At 41.1% G+C, this 18,918-nt stretch carries 17 protein-coding genes; 12 read left to right on the top strand and 5 right to left on the bottom strand.

Annotated features, from left to right (window positions below; translation table 11 throughout):
* Nucleotides 1-189: 189 nt before the first annotated feature.
* Nucleotides 190-528 carry a nitrogen regulatory protein P-II gene (gene glnB, locus J7338_RS06345; protein ID WP_169020616.1) on the top strand — a complete coding sequence of 113 codons (339 nt, stop codon included), beginning with the start codon at nt 190-192 and terminating at the stop codon, nt 526-528.
* Nucleotides 529-614: 86 nt separating this feature from the next.
* Here the strand turns inward: glnB and J7338_RS06340 are convergent, their stop codons facing one another.
* Nucleotides 615-1,376 carry an outer membrane protein assembly factor BamD gene (locus J7338_RS06340; protein ID WP_210796255.1) on the bottom strand — a complete coding sequence of 254 codons (762 nt, stop codon included), beginning with the start codon at nt 1,374-1,376 and terminating at the stop codon, nt 615-617.
* A 141-nt stretch (nt 1,377-1,517) separates the two neighbouring features.
* Here J7338_RS06340 and rluD point away from each other — a divergent pair, with 141 nt between their 5' ends.
* The 3 genes from rluD to clpB all read left to right on the top strand — a co-directional run bounded on the left by rluD (nt 1,518) and on the right by clpB (nt 5,904).
* The gene (gene rluD, locus J7338_RS06335; protein ID WP_145237221.1) at nt 1,518-2,495 is read left to right on the top strand and encodes a 23S rRNA pseudouridine(1911/1915/1917) synthase RluD; all 978 of its coding nucleotides are present in this window, start codon (nt 1,518-1,520) and stop codon (nt 2,493-2,495) included.
* Nucleotides 2,496-2,504: 9 nt separating this feature from the next.
* Entirely contained in the window at nt 2,505-3,230 is a 726-nt protein-coding gene (gene pgeF / locus J7338_RS06330) for a peptidoglycan editing factor PgeF (protein ID WP_210796254.1), read from the top strand.
* A gap of 97 nt (nt 3,231-3,327) precedes the next feature.
* Nucleotides 3,328-5,904 carry an ATP-dependent chaperone ClpB gene (gene clpB, locus J7338_RS06325; protein WP_210796253.1) on the top strand — a complete coding sequence of 859 codons (2,577 nt, stop codon included), beginning with the start codon at nt 3,328-3,330 and terminating at the stop codon, nt 5,902-5,904.
* Between the two features lie 111 nt (nt 5,905-6,015).
* Here the strand turns inward: clpB and J7338_RS06320 are convergent, their stop codons facing one another.
* On the bottom strand, nt 6,016-7,563 hold the full coding sequence (locus tag J7338_RS06320) for a methyl-accepting chemotaxis protein (protein ID WP_210796252.1): 1,548 nt from the start codon (nt 7,561-7,563) through the stop codon (nt 6,016-6,018).
* A 478-nt stretch (nt 7,564-8,041) separates the two neighbouring features.
* Between J7338_RS06320 and gshA the strand changes: the two genes are divergently transcribed.
* Together gshA and J7338_RS06310 are read left to right on the top strand one after the other, a co-directional pair.
* Nucleotides 8,042-9,619, top strand: a complete 1,578-nt coding sequence (gene gshA, locus J7338_RS06315; RefSeq protein ID WP_210796251.1) for a glutamate--cysteine ligase — start codon at nt 8,042-8,044, stop codon at nt 9,617-9,619.
* Nucleotides 9,620-9,761: 142 nt separating this feature from the next.
* On the top strand, nt 9,762-10,370 hold the full coding sequence (locus J7338_RS06310) for a transglycosylase SLT domain-containing protein (protein WP_210796250.1): 609 nt from the start codon (nt 9,762-9,764) through the stop codon (nt 10,368-10,370).
* A gap of 46 nt (nt 10,371-10,416) precedes the next feature.
* Here J7338_RS06310 and J7338_RS06305 read toward each other — a convergent pair whose 3' ends face one another.
* From J7338_RS06305 to J7338_RS06295, 3 genes are all read right to left on the bottom strand, one after another.
* Nucleotides 10,417-11,253: a mechanosensitive ion channel family protein gene (locus J7338_RS06305; RefSeq protein ID WP_210796249.1), complete on the bottom strand. Its 837-nt coding sequence runs from the start codon at nt 11,251-11,253 to the stop codon at nt 10,417-10,419.
* 136 nt (nt 11,254-11,389) lie between these two features.
* A complete protein-coding gene (locus J7338_RS06300) occupies nt 11,390-12,658 on the bottom strand; it encodes an HlyC/CorC family transporter (protein ID WP_210796248.1) in 1,269 nt (422 codons plus the stop codon).
* 61 nt (nt 12,659-12,719) lie between these two features.
* The gene (locus J7338_RS06295; RefSeq protein ID WP_210796247.1) at nt 12,720-13,526 is read right to left on the bottom strand and encodes a cytochrome C assembly family protein; all 807 of its coding nucleotides are present in this window, start codon (nt 13,524-13,526) and stop codon (nt 12,720-12,722) included.
* Between the two features lie 271 nt (nt 13,527-13,797).
* Between J7338_RS06295 and ffh the strand changes: the two genes are divergently transcribed.
* The 6 genes from ffh (at nt 13,798) to tyrA (ending at nt 18,914) form a co-directional block, all read left to right on the top strand.
* Complete coding sequence (gene ffh / locus J7338_RS06290; protein WP_210796246.1) at nt 13,798-15,177, top strand: signal recognition particle protein; 1,380 nt, start codon at nt 13,798-13,800, stop codon at nt 15,175-15,177.
* A 259-nt stretch (nt 15,178-15,436) separates the two neighbouring features.
* Nucleotides 15,437-15,685: a 30S ribosomal protein S16 gene (gene rpsP, locus J7338_RS06285; RefSeq protein ID WP_016708927.1), complete on the top strand. Its 249-nt coding sequence runs from the start codon at nt 15,437-15,439 to the stop codon at nt 15,683-15,685.
* Between the two features lie 17 nt (nt 15,686-15,702).
* The gene (gene rimM, locus J7338_RS06280) at nt 15,703-16,239 is read left to right on the top strand and encodes a ribosome maturation factor RimM (protein ID WP_210796245.1); all 537 of its coding nucleotides are present in this window, start codon (nt 15,703-15,705) and stop codon (nt 16,237-16,239) included.
* The gene (trmD, locus tag J7338_RS06275) at nt 16,239-17,006 is read left to right on the top strand and encodes a tRNA (guanosine(37)-N1)-methyltransferase TrmD (RefSeq protein WP_087530755.1); all 768 of its coding nucleotides are present in this window, start codon (nt 16,239-16,241) and stop codon (nt 17,004-17,006) included. Before rimM ends, trmD begins: the two co-directional genes overlap by 1 nt.
* A 33-nt stretch (nt 17,007-17,039) precedes the next feature.
* Nucleotides 17,040-17,399, top strand: coding sequence for a 50S ribosomal protein L19 (rplS, locus tag J7338_RS06270; protein ID WP_002962189.1), 360 nt, complete (start codon nt 17,040-17,042; stop codon nt 17,397-17,399).
* A 384-nt stretch (nt 17,400-17,783) separates the two neighbouring features.
* Nucleotides 17,784-18,914 carry a bifunctional chorismate mutase/prephenate dehydrogenase gene (gene tyrA / locus J7338_RS06265; RefSeq protein WP_215909023.1) on the top strand — a complete coding sequence of 377 codons (1,131 nt, stop codon included), beginning with the start codon at nt 17,784-17,786 and terminating at the stop codon, nt 18,912-18,914.
* The last annotated feature ends 4 nt before the right edge of the window (nt 18,915-18,918 follow it).

Here is an 18,918-nt window from a genome sequence, read left to right as displayed (position 1 = left end):
CTCTAAGACTGGGTTGACACTGGGTAAATCGTGCACTTTGAGCAACTTACCTTAAGTATAGTTGTTCCTATTGGTATAATCATACCATTGCTGGCGATTAAATCACCGTAATTCAATTGCTTTGTTTGCTATGAAGTGCAGGATTGTCTAAAATCGACTCAATTAGAAATATAAGAGTAGCGACTAATAATGAAAAAAATTGAAGCAATAATTAAACCATTTAAACTTGATGATGTGCGTGAAGCATTGTCTGATGTAGGTATTACTGGTATGACCGTCAGTGAAGTGAAAGGTTTTGGCCGTCAAAAAGGCCATACTGAGTTGTATCGTGGCGCTGAATATATGGTTGATTTTTTACCAAAAGTAAAACTTGATATTGTCCTTGGTGATGACGATGTTGACCGTGCTATTGAGGTGATCGTTAAAACTGCACAAACAGGCAAAATTGGCGATGGTAAGATTTTCGTCACTGATGTTGAGCGTGTAGTGCGTATTCGTACTGCTGAAGAAGATGAAGAAGCGATTTAATTTCTTATCTGAGATTAAAAAATTAGGTAGTAAAAAGGCACTACTCATTATAAACAATGAGTAGTGCCTTTTTTGTATATGTTAATTTATTTCTTTTTATTTAACTCTCGGGTCATTTTAGCGTGTTTACTTAATTCTGGTAAACCAAGCTTTTTGTAGCTTTTTTCCATCATTTCAAGTGCTTCATTTAAATAACTACTTTGCGAATAATGTTCAACAACGTATTTACCGCGATTTGCTGCCGCTAAGTAAGCTTCACGCTCATAGTAGTAATCAGCAACTTTCAACTCGTAACGAGCCATTTTGTTGAGCAACCAAACTAAACGTCTTTTTGCTTCAGGGGCATAGCCACTGTCAGGGAAGCGATTAACTAAAGTTGATAAATCAGTAAAAGCAACACGGGTCCGATTAGCATCACGATCAGCCCTATCAACCCCAAAATACTCTTGGAATGCGTTTTTATCGGCTTTAATATTTACTAAACCACGCATGTAGTACATATAGTCTAAATCTTTGTGGTTTGGATTTAGGCGAATAAAACGGTCAATTGTTGCAAGCGCTTGTTCAGTATTACCCGCTTGATAATGGGCGTAGACTAAATCCATTTGAACTTGTTTTGACATAGGCCCAAACGGATAGCGTGAATCAATCGCACTCAAAAGCTCAATTGCACGCGCGTACAAGCCTGAATCAAGAGTTTGTTTGGCATCATCATACAACGCTTGCGCTGATTTATTAGGAACGCGTTGGATATCTTCTGCATCAGGTGCTGACGAACAGGCACCTAAACCAAGTAATGAAACTGTAAAAACAATGGCGAATGCACGTTTCCCTATTTTATTTATCATTTTATTTGTTACCTTCGATGTCTTCGGCTAGGCCAAGTGGGTAAAACCGAGTAAACTATGCTTATTATATAATGCTTTTATTAAAAGCGATTCTAACCCAGTCGAGCGCAGCTTGCACTGGTAAATTGGGTAAAGTTACTAATGTCAGAGCAAATTTCTCTTCAAGCCGAGGTGCCAACTGAGTTAGGCGGTAAACGTCTAGACCAAGTATTGGCACAATTGTTCCCTGATTATTCACGTTCACGTATAAAAACGTGGATTTTGGATGATAAAATCACCGTGGATGGTGAAATTTTAAACACTCCAAGAGAGAAACTCTTCGGCGGTGAAACAGTCAATGTTGAAACTAGCATTGAAGCCCCACGTGAATATCTAGCGCAAGATATCAAATTAAACATCGTTTATGAAGATGATGATATTTTAGTTATCAACAAACCTATGGGTTTAGTTGTGCACCCTGGCGCCGGTAATCCTGATGGCACAGTGCTCAATGCATTGTTGCATCATTATCCAGATATCATTAATGTTCCGCGCGCAGGTATTGTGCATCGCCTAGATAAAGATACGACCGGTTTGATGGTGGTAGCTAAAACAATTCAGGCGCAAACACATTTAGTTAAAGCATTACAAAAGCGTGAAAATTTCACGCGTGAATATGAAGCAATTTGTAATGGCACAATGACAGCGGGTGGCATGGTTGAAAAACCAATTGGCCGCCATCCTACGCAGCGTACACACATGGCTGTGCATGAGCAGGGTAAACCAGCAATTACGCATTTTCGTGTTGCTGAAAAATTCCGTGCGCATACGCGATTACGTCTTCGTTTAGAAACTGGCCGAACTCACCAAATTCGTGTGCATATGGCATTTATCAATCATCCATTGATTGGTGATAAAGCCTATGGCGGTCGTCCTCGTCCACCAAAAGGCGCAACACCTGAATTGTTCCAAATGTTACGTGAATTTAATCGTCAAGCATTGCACGCGGTAAAGCTAAGTATCGCACACCCAATTACGGGTGAAATGATGACTTGGCAGGCCCCAATTCCTGATGACATGGTTGCCATGACTCACGTACTTCGTGAAGACACCAAAGCTAATCCAAATATCGATTTTTAAGCTGCCTTCATGCTTTATCCTAATTGGACAGCGCCAACCAATGTAGGGGCACTCAGTACAACTCGTCAGGGCGGTGTATCGCATGCGCCTTTTACGAGTTTAAACTTAGGCCTACATGTGGGCGATGATCAGCAAGCGGTATTAACGAATCGCGCGCTTTTAGCTGCTCAGCTTCCTAAAGTACCGGTGTGGCTTAACCAGATCCATAGCAGTGATGTCGTTATTGTGGATGAGTATTCTGACCCTCAGGCTAATTATGATGCGGATGCACTGTATACTCGATTAAAAAATCACCCACTGGCAATTATGACCGCAGATTGCTTGCCGGTTTTGCTTACCAGTGAAAGTGGTGAAGAGGTGGCTGCTATACATGGTGGCTGGCGCGGTTTGCATGGGGGGATTATCGCTAATACTGTGCGTCACTTTAGCTGCCCGCCAGAGAAAATTATAGCATGGCTTGGTCCTGCCATAGGTGCTGCAAAGTTTGAGGTTGGCAGTGAAGTAAAAACACTTTTCTGTGAGCAATCAGCAACTCATCACACTGCATTTGCAGCGCAAGCGGATGGTAAATATTTAGCGGATATTTATCAGCTTGCAACCACCGACCTTATTAATCTAGGCATAAGAAATATTAGTGGTGGTGAGTACTGTACGGTTAGCAATAGTGAACAATTCTTTTCATATCGTCGAGATGGTCAAACAGGGCGTATGGCTTCTTTGATCTGGCGCAAGTAAGTGCTTATTCTTTGAGTATATTTTCTCCTAAGCCTTGATCAAAGTGCTGAGCATACCCATTAATTAAGTAATTAGTTTTTTTAATAGGTAACCCCTTATGCGTTTAGATCGATTTACCAGTAAATTTCAATCTGCGCTCTCTGACGCTCAGTCATTAGCGCTTGGGCGTGATCATCAATTTATTGAACCGGTACATTTAATGTATTCACTCTTGCAGCAAAGTGGCTCAAGTGTGCGTGCGTTATTAGCCCAAGCCAGTGTGAGTGCCGATGAACTTAATACCAAGTTATCGCAAGAGATAGAAAAGCTATTTAAAGTGGAAGGTGTTGGCGGCGACGTGCAGTTGTCAAATAACATGGTTTCACTGATCAACTTATGCGACAAGTATGCACAAAAGCGTAAAGATAAATATATATCGAGTGAGTTATTTGTATTAGCAGCGTGTGATGATAAAGGACCATTGGGTGATATCTTCCGCGCTTTAAATATGACTAGCGCTAAAATAGAAGCAGCAATACAAGCTATTCGCGGTGGTCAAAAAGTTGATGATCCAAATGCTGAAGATACCCGTCAAGCGCTGAAAAAGTTTACTATCGATTTAACTGAGCGTGCAGAGCAGGGAAAACTTGATCCTGTTATTGGCCGCGATGATGAAATTCGCCGCACTATTCAAGTATTACAACGGCGTACTAAAAATAACCCCGTGTTGATTGGTGAACCCGGTGTCGGAAAAACTGCGATTGCCGAAGGGCTCGCACAGCGTATTATTAATGGCGAAGTGCCTGAAGGCTTGAAAAACAAACGTGTGTTATCGCTTGATTTAGGAGCCTTGGTGGCCGGTGCAAAATACCGAGGTGAGTTTGAAGAACGTTTAAAATCAGTGCTTAATGAATTGGCTAAAGAAGAAGGCCAAGTAATTTTGTTTATTGACGAAATTCATACTATGGTGGGCGCTGGTAAATCTGATGGTGCAATGGATGCGGGTAATATGCTCAAACCTGCATTGGCTCGAGGTGAACTGCATTGTGTCGGTGCTACAACCCTTGATGAGTATCGTAAATATATTGAAAAAGATGCCGCTTTAGAACGTCGTTTTCAAAAGGTGCTGGTTGAAGAACCATCAGTAGAAGATACCATAGCGATACTTCGAGGCTTGAAAGAGCGTTACGAGTTACATCACTGTGTTGAAATTACCGATCCAGCCATTGTTGCTGCCGCACATTTATCACATCGCTATATTAGTGATCGCCAACTACCAGATAAAGCCATTGATTTAATTGATGAAGCGGGCTCGTCTATTCGTCTACAAATTGATTCAAAACCTGAATCATTAGATAAATTAGAGCGTCGTATTATCCAGCTAAAACTCGAAGATAATGCACTTGCTAAAGAGAAAGACGACGCCAGTCAAAAGCGTCGTTCTGAAATGCAGGAGCTGATCACCGATCTTGAAGCGCAATACCGTGAGCTTGATGAAGTATGGACAGCTGAGAAAGCCTCTTTGCAAGGTACTCAAGTAATTAAGGCTGAACTTGAACAAGCGCGATTAGATTTAGATGTTGCCCGCCGTGCCACTGACTTACAGCGCATGTCAGAGCTGCAATACGGCCGTATCCCAGAATTGGAACGTAAACTCGACTTAGCTTCACAAGCTGAAATGCAAGAAATGAGCTTACTGAAAAACCAAGTGGGTGAAGATGAAATTGCCGAGATACTTTCACGCTGGACGGGTATTCCGGTCTCTCGCATGCTCCAAGGTGAGCGTGAAAAACTGCTGCAAATGGAAGAACATTTACATCAAAAAGTTATTGGTCAGGATGAAGCGGTTATTGCTGTGGCCAATGCGATACGTCGCTCCCGTGCAGGGCTTGCTGATCCAAATAGGCCAATCGGTTCGTTTTTATTTTTAGGCCCAACAGGGGTCGGTAAAACTGAGCTGACTAAAGCATTAGCCGGATATATGTTTGATACCGAAAGCGCGATGATACGTATTGATATGTCGGAGTTTATGGAAAAGCACTCAGTTGCTCGCTTAGTTGGCGCGCCTCCGGGCTATGTTGGTTATGAAGAAGGTGGCTACTTAACAGAAGCTGTTCGTCGTCGTCCATATTCTGTAATTTTGCTTGATGAAATCGAAAAGGCACACCCTGATGTCTTTAATATTCTGCTGCAAGTGTTGGATGATGGTCGTTTAACGGATGGCCAAGGTCGTACTGTTGATTTTAAAAATACGGTGATCATCATGACCTCAAATTTAGGCTCAGATATTATTCAAGAGCAAACCGGGAACAACGATTATGCAGCGTTAAAAGAAAAAGTGATGGACGTTTTGGTTAATGAGTTTAGACCTGAATTTATTAATCGTATTGATGAAACCGTGGTATTCCATCCACTTGCTAATGAACATATTAAAGAGATTGCGGATATTCAATTAAGCAAGTTACGTGAGCGCCTAACAGGGATGGGTTACTTGTTACAAATAAGTGATGCCGCTCTTGATAGAATTGCAGCCAGTGGTTTTGACCCTGTCTATGGCGCACGGCCACTCAAACGCGCTATTCAACATACCATTGAAAACCCATTATCGCAGAAGTTACTCGCTAGTGAATATCAAAGTGGTGACATGATAGTTATTGATGCTGACGAAAATGGTTTAGTGTTCTCAGCACGCTAACTGATTAACTGAGTTTTAAGGCCAGTGAATATGCTGGCCTTAAAACTCGTTGCAATAAAAAGTTATAAAGTAAATATTAAAGATAAAGCCTTATCAATTAGCCCCGCTTAATTAAACCTTAAAAGTAAGTAATATATCGTTAACTTTACGTGAGCCTTCGACAAGCTGTGCTGCACCTTTAGCGACATTAAAGCTCAACGTTAAGTTCTCGTCACTGTAACCTTTTATTTGAGTAATGTTATCGCTAATATCGAGGCTGACAGTTTGCTGTTGCTCGGCAGCAGCAGATATTTGTGTTGCTAGTTGTGATATTTCACTTATTTGCGCGAAAATGCTATCCAGTTCAACTTGAGTATGTCCGGTGGTATTTACACATTCATCGGCTTGCGCCTTGGTGTTTTTCATGACCGTGGACCAGCTAAACAGGGTATCTTGTATTTCTTTAATTGAACTATGAATTTGTGCAGTAGCACGTTGAGTGCGAGAAGATAATGCACGCACTTCATCGGCAACCACCGCAAAACCTCGACCATGTTCACCAGCACGCGCCGCTTCAATCGCTGCATTTAATGCCAGTAAATTGGTTTGCTCTGCAATGCCTTCGATTTCAGTCATTACTTGACCTATTTTATCAGCCTCGGTTGCAAGAGAATTAGCGGTGCTTGCCGCTTGCTCAACTTGTAAAGCAAGATCAGATACCATGGCACTATTGTCTGCAATGTGCAGTTTTATATCAGTGCAGCTTTGGTAGGTAATATTTACCTTTTCAGCGGTATGATGAGTGTTGCTTGAAATTTCTCCTATGGTTGCGCTCATTTGTGACATAGCGGTGGCTATTTGACCAAGACGTTGCCCTTGAGCGGCAATGCCTTTTTCAGTGAGTGCTGATTGCTGATCTAGGTTAGCCGCAACACTAGTGAACGTGACAGTCGTATCTTTTACTCGCCCTAATACTGTACGTAATTTAGCATTAAGCATTTGCTGGTTATATTCGCTAATACTAAATGGATGATGGCCAATATAGACATAGCGAGATACAGAATCATTTACAGCCTTTAGTTGTTTCAGTGCTGTTGGTGTGATAACTAATTCATCATAATTTAATAGCATAATTAGCAAACTAAATAACGCAGTTATCAGTGCAACAGCAATAGACACAAAAGCTGCCAATAATGCTAAACCAAGTAAGCCAATAAGTAGGGCTGCACTTTGGCGAACAGCCACCCATTCACGCCAAGAAGACAATGATTTACCAGCATTTATTTTAGTGTATAGGCTTTGTGCTCGGCGTTTTAGTTGTTCGCTCGGTTTTGTTCGTACGGATTGATAGCCAACGAGTTGGCCGTGTTCAAAAATAGGCGTAACAAATGCATCAACCCAATAATAGCGGCCATCCTTGCAGCAGTTCTTGACCATACCGCGCCATGAGTGACCTTGTTTGAGTTTTTCCCACATTTCTTTAAATGCAGCTTTGGGCATATCAGGATGGCGAACAATATTATGATTTTTGCCAATGAGTTCTTCAAGGTTGAAGCCGGCAATGTTGCAAAATTCTTTATTAGCATAGGTGATCACTCCACGTATATCTGTAGTGGAGACGAGCTCTTGATGATCTGAAAAGGTGACTTCTTCGTTTATTAACTGCTGGCCCCGACGCATAGGTAGTCCTTAAACATGCTTTATTATTAGTAATGATTATAAAGTTCATACAAACGTAATGATAGCAGGTTCAGTGTTCACAGGTGTAAAATTGCTCTTAAATAACCTTTTAGTGATCTAAAACAAAGAATCTTGCATAAAGCTGCACATGTAATCGTGTAATTGCTGAATATATAAATAGATATCATTGTTCAGTGTGAGTAATGGAGCAATGAGTTGCACATCGCAAGCATTTAATTAGTCAGCATCTTGCATTACACTGGTGTCATTAAAGCAATTGTATATTAGCTTCTACAATGGCAAGATTAGTAAAAATTTGGGTGTCAGCTTAACTGCCCGCAGCAAGTTTGTTTTACAAACATACGGTGACCGTCTTGGTAAATAGTGGAAATTAGAGTTATGCCATTATTAAACCTTGAGTATTATCAATTTGCCCCCATTGACTTAGGATTAGGCCACGTGGCTCGAGGAAGCATTTTTGACTACACATGATTTAACTAAAGCGTTAGCGGCGCTAGCCCCAGAACAGCATAAATATGCAATAAAAGGCATTCAACGCGGTATTGAAAGAGAGGCGTTGCGGATCAAGCCAAACGGTGTGATTTCACAGCAAAGTCATCCAAAAGAGGTTGGTTGTGCGTTAACTAATGGGCATATAACCACTGATTTTGCTGAGTCTTTACTAGAGTTTATAACACCTGTTAGTGAATCTGCTGAAGAAACGTTAAGTCAGTTGCAAGATTTACAAAAGTTCACCCTATCGCAGATGGGGGATGAATTACTGTGGCCTATCAGTATGCCCTGTTTTATAGAGCATCAGGATGACATTATACTAGCGCAATATGGTGATTCTAATATTGGACGAATGAAAACGCTGTACCGAGAAGGGCTGAAAAATCGTTATGGCAGTATGATGCAAGCCATTGCTGGTGTGCACTTTAATATATCGTTTCCAGAGTCATTTTGGCTTAGTTTAAAAACGATTAAAGACGATACGGGCTCATTACAAGAGTTTATTTCGGCAGGTTATTTAGGTCTAATCCGTAACTTTAAGCGTGAGCTATGGCTGATCAGTTATTTATTTGGTGCATCGCCAGCGCTGTGTAATTCATTTTTACAAGGACGCAACACCGAGCTTCCTTTTAAAAAGTTAGGTAAAGGTACGCTTTATCTTGAAGTGGGCACAGCTTTACGCTTAGGTAACTTAGGTTATACCAACAGTGCTCAGTCATCATTAAAAGTACTGTATAACTCATTAGATGGGTATGTTGCAGGATTAAAAAGTGCGATACATTCACCATCAGATATTTATGATCAGCTTGCAGATTATAAAGATGCCCAGCCTAAACAATTAAATAAAAATGTATTGCAGATTGAAAATGAATTTTATTCACCAATTCGTCCCAAGCGCAATGCTAAAAGTGGGGAAACACCGACCGACGCACTGTTACGTGGCGGCATTGAATATATTGAAATCCGAGCTTTGGATGTAAATCCATTTGTAGCAACGGGAATCGATATTGAGCAAATTCATTTCTTAGATGTTTTTCTAACTTATTGCTTATTGAAAGATTCTCCAACTATGGATTGGGATTCGCAACAGCGTAGCACCGAAAATTTAGATACGGTTGTCAGCCAAGGCCGCGCCTCAAAAGTGATGCTAAATCGCTCTGGCAGTTCATGTAGTCTAGCAACGTGGGGAGCAGATATCTTCGCACAATTACAACAAGTTGCAGCCTATATGGATAATGCTTACGGTGTTAGCTATTACCGCGAAACGATTACCCGATTAAGCCAATGGATAGCAGATCCTGAATTAACGTATTCAGGACGCTATGTTAGACAACTGAAAAGATCCGGTACTGATAATGGTCACTTTGCCTTGTCGTTGGCAAAAAGTTACCAACAACAACATCAAGATACGCCATATAAAGTGTATTCAGACAGTTATTTAATACAACAAGCAGAGCAATCAGTTATTGCTGAGCGCGAGTTGAACGCCGCTGATAATCAAACATTTAATGCTTTTTTAGATGCTTACTTTGCTACTAAGTAAGTTTGCAGCTAAATAAGCAGGCAAAAAAAAACGCAGCCCAAGTTGGCTGCGTAAAGATTCTTCAGGGATAAACAATGCTAAACTGCGCATTCATGGTATAAGACTTATACTTTTATAAAAAGTTCAGCGAGCAACAAAAAAAATGAAAAAAAGTTTAATTATTTTATTGCTGGGAGCTGTGTTAACTGGTTGCGTAACAGCCCCTCCAAAGCAACCTAATGATATATGTAAGATTTTTGAAGAAAAAAGCGATTGGTACTATGACGCAAAAGATGCTCAAGAAAAATGGGGATCACCAAAGCATGTGCTAATGAGCATGATGTATCAAGAAAGCTCCTTTAAGCATGATGCCGCGCCACCAATGGAATATTTTTTATGGATAATTCCCACAGGGCGAGCAAGTTCAGCGTATGGCTACTCACAAGCAAAAACCCCCACTTGGTCTGATTATATTCGTGAAACGGGTAATAGTGGTGCTGATCGCGATGATTTTGATGACGCTATCGATTTTATGGGCTGGTTTGTTTATAAAACTCATAAAGTTAATGGTGTCTCAAAATGGGACGCCTACGCGCAATACCTAAATTACCACGAAGGTTGGGGCGGTTATAAACGCGGCACCTATAAAAAGAAAAAGTGGTTAATGGCAGTGGCTAATAAAGTGAAAAATCGTGCAAGTCGCTATGCGGCTCAGCTTAAACGCTGTGAAGACGATTTAGATAAAGGGTGGCTAGAAAGGCTATTTAGTTAATCTTACTATTTATAGAGCCCGCATTGCGGGCTTTATAGTGTGCGATTTACTTCCCTGGGAATTGATGAATATGCACATCGCGCTGTGGGAACGGAATGGTAATATTTTCTTTATCGAAGGCAATTTTAACGCGTTCATATAAACCAAAATACACCAGCCAGTAATTTTCAGAGCTTACCCATGCCCAAACCAGCATACCAATATGGCTATCACCATGTTGACTTACATGCACAACCGGTTGTTTTTCTTCATCTTTGAGTACTAAATCGTAGCTATTTAACACGCCCATTAGTACTTCTCGCGCTTTAAGCACATCATCACCGTAGCTAATGCCAAATTCGATATCAACGCGGCGCGTTGGTTCAGCAAATTTATTTTTTACGCAGCCATTAGAAAGCGCACCATTTGGGATGATAATTTTTTCATTATCATAAGTGAGTAATACGGTAACAAATATTTGAATTTCAACCACTTTACCCATATAGCCTTGGGCTTCAATAACATCACCAATCTTAAATGGTTTAAAAAATAAGATCAGCACGCCACCTGCAAAGTTAGCTAAACTACCTTGCAGTGCCATACCTACAGCTAATCCAGCTGCGCCAAGCATTGCAATAAACGAAGTTGTTTCTATACCGATCATTGATGCTACTGAGATCAGTAACAGTAACTTTAAAATGACAGATAAAAACGATACTAAGAAGTGCGTGAGTCCAGCTTCAAATTTTACCCGTACCATTGACTTTTCAGCCATATTTGCAACACGGCCAACAAACCACCAACCAACAATTAACACAAATATTGCCAGTAAAAATTTAGGACCATACAACATCACCATTTCGATGGCTTTGGTGTAAATGGTTTCGATAGAAATATCTTCCATTGTATTTTCCATATCTATAAAGTTATAAATATAATAGCCTAATAATTAACACGTTATAGAGAATAATGAACAAAAAACTTGTTGCGGGAATGATCTGAGGGAGTAGAGTAACCATAGGTTACTCTACATATGTTGCTTATACTTTACGTTTGTTCGCTTGAATGCGTACAAGTTTGATCATGTTCTCTTTTACTTCAACAACTTCAATCGGATAGCCTGCAATGCGCAAACTCAACTTGGCATCAGGAATGTCTTCTAAGTATTCGACAATTAAACCACTTAATGTTTTCGGCCCATCAAGAGGGAACTCCCAATCCATTTCTTTGTTTAGATCGCGTACGTTAGCACCGCCATCAACTAAAAATGAGCCATCATCTTGTGACACAACTTCTTCGCTTGGCGTACGAGTTTGTGTGGTAGTAAAATCACCGACTACTTCTTCTAGGATATCTTCTAAGGTCACAAGCCCTTGAATGTCACCATATTCATCAACGACTAAACCGATACGCTCTTTCGATTGCTGAAATTTAAATAGCTGAGTATTTAACGACGTACCCTCAGGAATAAAATAAATCTCACGAACTGCGCGAAGCAATGATGGTTTATCAAATTGTTCTTTCGTTAATAACCGCAGTGCATCGCGTGAGTGAATAAACCCTACCGCATCATCAATTTGGTCACGATAAAGTAGTACACGAGTGTGTTGTGCGTGGGTAAGCTGTTTACTAATAAGTTTCCAGTCATCGTTGATATCAATGGCAACAATTTCGTTACGCGGGATCATAATATCTTCAACAGTGACCTGCTCTAAATCTAAAATGGAGGTCAACATACTTTGGTGACGCGCGGGGATCAGCGCGCCAGATTCATTCAGCACCGTTTTTAATTCTTCTTTACTCATGCTGTGCTCATCTATTTGTGCCGCACTAATACCAAATAATCGTAATATCCCATTGGTCATCCAGTTAACAACGACGACAAATGGAAAGAGAATTTTTAATAACCCTTTGAGTATCACTGAACTAGGAAAGGCAACTCGCTCAGGGTAGAGGGCTGCAAGTGTTTTAGGGGTTACTTCAGCAAAAATTAATACCACCAGGGTTAATACACCTGTAGCAATGGCGATACCTAAATCACCATACAAACGGATACCGATAATGGTTGCAACCTGTGCTGCAGCAATATTTACCAAGTTATTACCGATAAGGATAAGGCCTATCAGTCTATCAGGACGGCTCAACAGTTTGTTGACACGTTTTGCTGCGCGATGGTTTTCTTTAGCGAGGTGACGTAAGCGGATTCTGTTAATTGACATAATGCCTGTTTCAGAACCAGAAAAGTATGCAGAACAAAGTATGAGTATTCCAAGTATCATAAACAAAACACTTGTAGAGATGCTGTCCAAAGAAGGATCCTTTTTTATTTAACCAACGTGTATTAAGCGGGAGTGGGCTGCCTGAGTCAAGTTAAAACTTATTCAGGACCACCTCTTGCACAAAACGACTGCCAAAATAAGCTAACGTTAAAACAAAAGCAGCAGCCATAATAGCCAGTACCACTGGTTTACCACGCCACCCTTGCTTTAAGTGACCAATTGTCACCGTTGCAAATATAGCCCAAGCAACTAACGATAAAACAGTTTTATGAATAAACTCTGTTGCAAACATGCCATCAAGGAAAACAAACCCAGACAACAGCGCCATTGTTAATAAAACAGTTCCTAAGGTTAATAAATGATAAAGCTGACGTTCAACCACCATTAATGGTGGGAGGTGGCTGTGCACTATAGCTAAATCTTTGCGTTTTAAGCGTTTGTCGATAAAGTAAAATTGTACACCATACAAGGTCGCAATAATTAATACGCAGTAAGCAAGCAATGAAAGTGAAATATGGGTAACTAACCCAATATCGACATCAATACTTTGCAATAAAATATGATGTGGAATAAATAAACTGGCTATTGTGAGTAAAGCGGCAAAGCCATAGACAACAGGCAGTAATAATGTGGCAGGGAACTTTAACGACACAGTGGTGACAGATACCACAATCACCCAGCAGGTTAACAGTGATACATTAACAATGCTTAAATCTTGGCCATCGGCACGAAACACTGAATTCACCAATAATAACATGTGCGCTAAAATTGCTACCGTGCTGAGGATTATCGTCAGCTTTTGGCTCGGACCTTGTTGGTGAAATAACCGAGACAGCACGTGAGACGTCGCTAAGATATAAAATAAACTGGCAATAATAGTTAAACTAATAATTAGCATAGTGCTTGGGCCACTCAATTTGAGTCAAATATTCCTTGTTAGAGTAAGGGCATTGTATTTTATAGCAAGGCAAATGCATAGAGTTTGTAAAAAGAAACTCAAACAGCGCACTTGAACACTGTATTGTGCGCCACCATTTACGGTATACTGCTTTTAATTAAAATTTTAATAATACTGATTATAGAAATCGCGCGATTTACGCCAAGTGTTAAACTTGCAGTAATAACCTAGATTGAAAAATTGGTATATCACGTTTGATCGGAACCTTTACATGTTTGAGAACCTCCAAGAACGATTAGGTAAAACCTTAAAGAATATCAGCGGCCGCGGGCGCCTTACAGAAGACAACATAAAAGATACGCTACGCGAAGTACGTATGGCCTTTTTAGAAGCCGACGTTGCCTTACCTGTTGTTCGCGAGTTTGTTAAACAAGTTAAAGAGCGCGCAGTAGGCATTGAAGTCACCAAAAGCCTAAGTCCAGGCCAAGTGTTCATTAAAATCGTTCGCGAAGAGCTTGAAAAAGCCATGGGCGAAGCAAACGAAGAGCTGAGCCTAAACGCACAACCGCCAGCGGTTGTAATGATGGCGGGTCTGCAAGGTGCTGGTAAAACGACCAGTGTTGCAAAGCTGGCTAAGTTCTTAAAAGAACGCAAAAAGAAATCAGTGTTAGTGGTCAGTGCCGACGTTTATCGCCCAGCGGCAATTAAACAGTTAGAAACACTGGCTGATGAAGTCGGTGTTGAGTTTTTCCCAAGTGACATTTCACAACAGCCAGTTGATATTGCAACTGCGGCTATTTCTCATGCGAAAAAGAAATTTATCGATGTTGTATTAGTTGATACTGCAGGTCGTTTGCATGTTGATAATGACATGATGGACGAGATTAAAAACCTTCATCATGCTATTAACCCAATCGAAACTTTGTTTGTGGTTGATGCCATGACAGGTCAAGATGCTGCCAATACTGCCAAAGCGTTTGATGAAGCATTGCCGCTAACAGGTGTGATACTAACCAAGACTGATGGTGATGCGCGCGGTGGTGCCGCCTTATCAATTCGTCATATTACCGGCAAACCTATTAAGTTTATGGGTGTTGGTGAGCGCACAGATGCGTTAGAACCTTTCCATCCAGATCGTATCGCGTCGCGCATACTTGGTATGGGTGATGTACTTTCATTGATCGAAGAAGTCGAAATGAAAGTCGATAAAGAGCAAGCTGCAAAAGTTGCTGAAAAAGTATTTAAAGGTGATGGCTTTACCCTAGACGATTTTGCAGAGCAGTTAAAGCAAATGAAGAACATGGGTGGCATGATGTCGATGCTCGATAAACTACCGGGTATGGCAAATTTACCTGATGCAGTGAAAGGGCAAATGGGTGATAAAACTTTTATCCAAATGGAAGCGATTATCAGTTCAATGACTAAAAAAGAACGTGCCCGCCCTGAAATCATTAAAGGCTCGCGTAAAAAGCGTATTGCTGCGGGTTCAGGTACGCAAGTACAAGAGATCAATAAATTGCTAAAACAGTTTACGCAAATGCAAAAAATGATGAAAAAAATGAAAGGTAAAGGCGGCATGATGAAAATGATGCGCGGCATGAAAGGCATGTTACCCCCTGGAATGATGGGTGGTGGTGGTCCTAAATTCTAATATTTTGGCTAACACTCGATGAGATCGTGATTTAGTTAACAAAAAAAGAGGCAAATAGTCTCTTTTTTTGTGGATAAATTATGCATTGAAAACGCTATATAGCCTGAATTAACGTGTAGATCATAGTTTAATCAACTTAACACTCATTTCGAGTCACTTCTTACTTGCATTGTTGCTAAAAACTCGTACAATTCCCCAGCTCCCCATACTGGGGAGTAAATCTTATTAATGAAAACAGTCAATCTATTTAGAGGACGGTATGGTAACTATTCGTTTGCAACGTGGTGGCGCTAAAAAACGCCCTTTCTATCAAATTGTGGTTGCGGATAGCCGTTTCTCGCGTGACGGTCGCTTCATCGAGAAAGTAGGCTTTTTTAACCCAATTGCTAGTGGTCAAGAAGAAAAAGTACGTTTAGATTTATCTCGTGTTGAACACTGGGTAGGTCAGGGCGCATCTCTTTCAGATCGCGTAAGTAAGTTAGTAAAAGACGCTCGTAAAGCGGCTTAATAGGCGTAAGTGTAACCATGAGTCAAGAGAACACCTCATCAATAATTGTCGTAGGAAAGCTCGGTGCCCCATATGGTATAAAGGGCTGGCTTAAGGTACATTCATTTACTGATGATCCCCAAGGGATCTTCGATTTCAGCCCGTGGTTGATAGGGCAGCAAGGTAAATGGCAGACCTTAGAAGTGGTCGACTGGCGTCGCCACAACAAAGGCTTTATCGCTAAATTTGCGCAAGTAAACGACCGAGACGAAGCAATGGCTTATACCCATGCAGAAATCTCAATGGATGCAGCGCAACTACCAGAACTGCCGCAAGGCGAGTTCTATTGGCGAGATCTCATTGGCATGTCAGTTGTAACCGATAAAGGTTATAACTTAGGCATCGTTGATGACCTGATGGAGACAGGCTCAAATGACGTATTAGTTGTGAAAGCAAATAATAAAGATGCATTTGGCCAAGCTGAGCGTTTAATTCCGTTTTTAACTGATTCAGTTATCAAAGAAGTTAAGCACGATGCGAGAGAAATTACCGTAGACTGGGATCCTGGCTTTTAATGAGTCAAACGAGTTCGTTGTGGGTAGGGGTTATCAGCCTCTTCCCGGACATGTTTGATGCTATTACACAGCAAGGTGTAACAGGTCGCGCAGTAAAAAGTGGTTTAATCGACTTTAACTGCTGGAATCCACGAGACTATGCAACTGATAAGCATAGAACCGTAGATGACCGTCCTTACGGGGGCGGACCCGGTATGTTAATGATGGTTGAACCATTGAAACAAGCCATTCTTGACGCAAAAAAAGCGGCAGGTGATGGTGCAAAAGTAATTTATATGTCCCCGCAAGGGCGCAAATTAGATCAGCAAGGGGCGAGCGAACTCGCAAACTCCGAAAAGCTGATTTTGATTGCCGGTCGCTATGAAGGTATAGACGAGAGAATAATAGAGTCATACGTTGACGAAGAATGGTCAATTGGTGATTTTATTTTGAGTGGTGGTGAACTACCTGCCATGACATTAATTGACGCAGTAGCGCGATTAGTGCCAGGTGTGTTAGGGCATAATCAGTCAGCAGAGCAAGATTCATTTTCGGATGGCTTGCTAGATTGTCCTCACTATACACGGCCAGAAACATTGGACGACAAACAGGTGCCTGCTGTATTACTCAGTGGAAACCACCAAGAGATAGCAAAATGGCGGCAAATGCAGTCATTAGGCAGAACTTGGTTACGACGTCCTGACTTGTTGCATAACCTAGCTCTGACTGAGGAGCAAGCGGTATTACTCGCAAAATTTCAGCAAGAGTACCAAAAAGCTTGTGGCTAGAAGACAGTTACACCTAGGAAAGTGAGAAACATAATGGCAAAAGTAAACCAAAATATTATTAAAGCGCTTGAAGATGAGCAGCTTAAAACAGACGTACCTGCATTTGGCCCTGGTGATACAGTGGTTGTACAGGTAAAAGTAAAAGAAGGTGCTAAAGAGCGTCTACAGGCCTTTGAAGGTGTTGTAATCGCTAAGCGTAATCGTGGTCTTCACTCAGCATTCACAGTTCGTAAAATCTCGAACGGTGAAGGTGTTGAGCGTGTATTCCAAACGCACAGCCCTCTTATCGATAGCGTAGCAGTTAAGCGTCGCGGTGCAGTTCGCCGTGCGAAACTTTACTATCTACGTGAGCGTTCTGGTAAATCTGCACGTATTAGAGAAAAACTTAACTAATACGCGCTGTTTATCAACGCAAAAAAAACGGGTTGCAACCTTCGGGCTGCAACCCGTTTTGGTTTTTATGGAAGAGAAGTTAGCGAGCGAGGTGAAAGAATAAAGTTAAAAGATTAAGATCAGTTCAACGTTAAAGTGATCACCATAGCTTGATTAGAGCACAGAGAAGTCCAGTAAAAAAATACCCATCCAAGAATTACTCATAAATCAAATACAACTCGGCCAATTTATAACTTATGACTTAGTAGTTAAAACTCAAATCTCATTCTTTTGCTTATTTAGCCTTTTAACAGTTTACTGATCCTGTTAATATTTATTGTATTGATTAGTTTACTTTTATGTAATTTTAAATGTACAAAATTGCATGTTTAGGTGGGGCACGTGATGGATATAAAAAAATTAGATAAGTTAAGAGAGGGCATTGATGAATGCGATGCTCAGTTGGTTGCCCTTTTGGCTAAACGTAATAGTATTACCGAACAGATCGGTGTAATCAAACAACAAACGGGTGCGCCACTGCATGCGCCTGACCGTGAAGCTACTTTATTAGCAGCTCGTCGCCAAGAAGCGCTAAATCAAGGGGTAAACCCTGAACTAGTCGAAGATATCCTAAGGCGCATGATGCGTGAAGCATACCAAAATCAACAGGCTAAATTAGCATGTAGCGCGCCACAGTTATCACCGATTGTGATTGTGGGTGGCCAAGGTGCGATGGGGCAGTTGTTTGCTCAGCAATTTATTCGCTCAGGATACGAAGTCAGAATACTCGACAAAGATCAGCAAAGTAACGCGCAAGAAATATTAGCCGGAGCAAAACTGGTAATGATCAGTGTGCCTATTAATGCCTTAGAAACAGTGGTCACAGCCTTGCCTAAGCTCGATAATGATTGTTTATTAGTTGATATTACTTCAGTTAAGCAAGCGCCGTTAAAAGTATTAAAAGCAGTGCATAGCGGTCCTGTAGTCGGTTTACATCCAATGTTTGGTCCTGATATTTCTCACTGGGTAAAGCAAACAGTAGTGGTTTGCGAAGGCCGTAACCATGAGATTGCCCAAGGTTTATTATCTCAACTGCAAGTGTGGGGCTGCCAACTTGTTGAACTCGATGCGCAAAAGCACGATGAAGCCATGCAAATTATTCAGGTTATGCGCCATTTAACCACTTTTGTATACGGCCAATTTTTAGCAAAACAAGGTCATACCCTCGAAGAACTCCGCAGTTGTTCGTCACCGATTTACCAATTAGAGTTGATGATGGTAGGGCGCTTATTCGCACAATCACCAGAGCTTTACTCTGACATTATGCTAGCGCAATTTGATAACGTAGAGTCATTACTTGCGCAATATCAAGACACGTTTGCAAGTACCTTGGCCAAATTAAAAGCGGGTGATAAGGCCGCTTTAATAGATTCATTTGCGGATGCTAAAGCGTATTTTTCAGATGCTACTGCGCATTTTTTAACACAAAGCCGCAGCCTGTTAAACAAAGCTAATGATGCGAAAGTACTTGATTGATAAC

The sequence above is a fragment of the Pseudoalteromonas ostreae genome, from assembly GCF_018069805.1.
In the GTDB taxonomy this organism is placed as follows: Bacteria; Pseudomonadota; Gammaproteobacteria; order Enterobacterales; family Alteromonadaceae; genus Pseudoalteromonas; species Pseudoalteromonas ostreae.
This window is presented reverse-complemented; position numbering and strand designations above follow the sequence as displayed.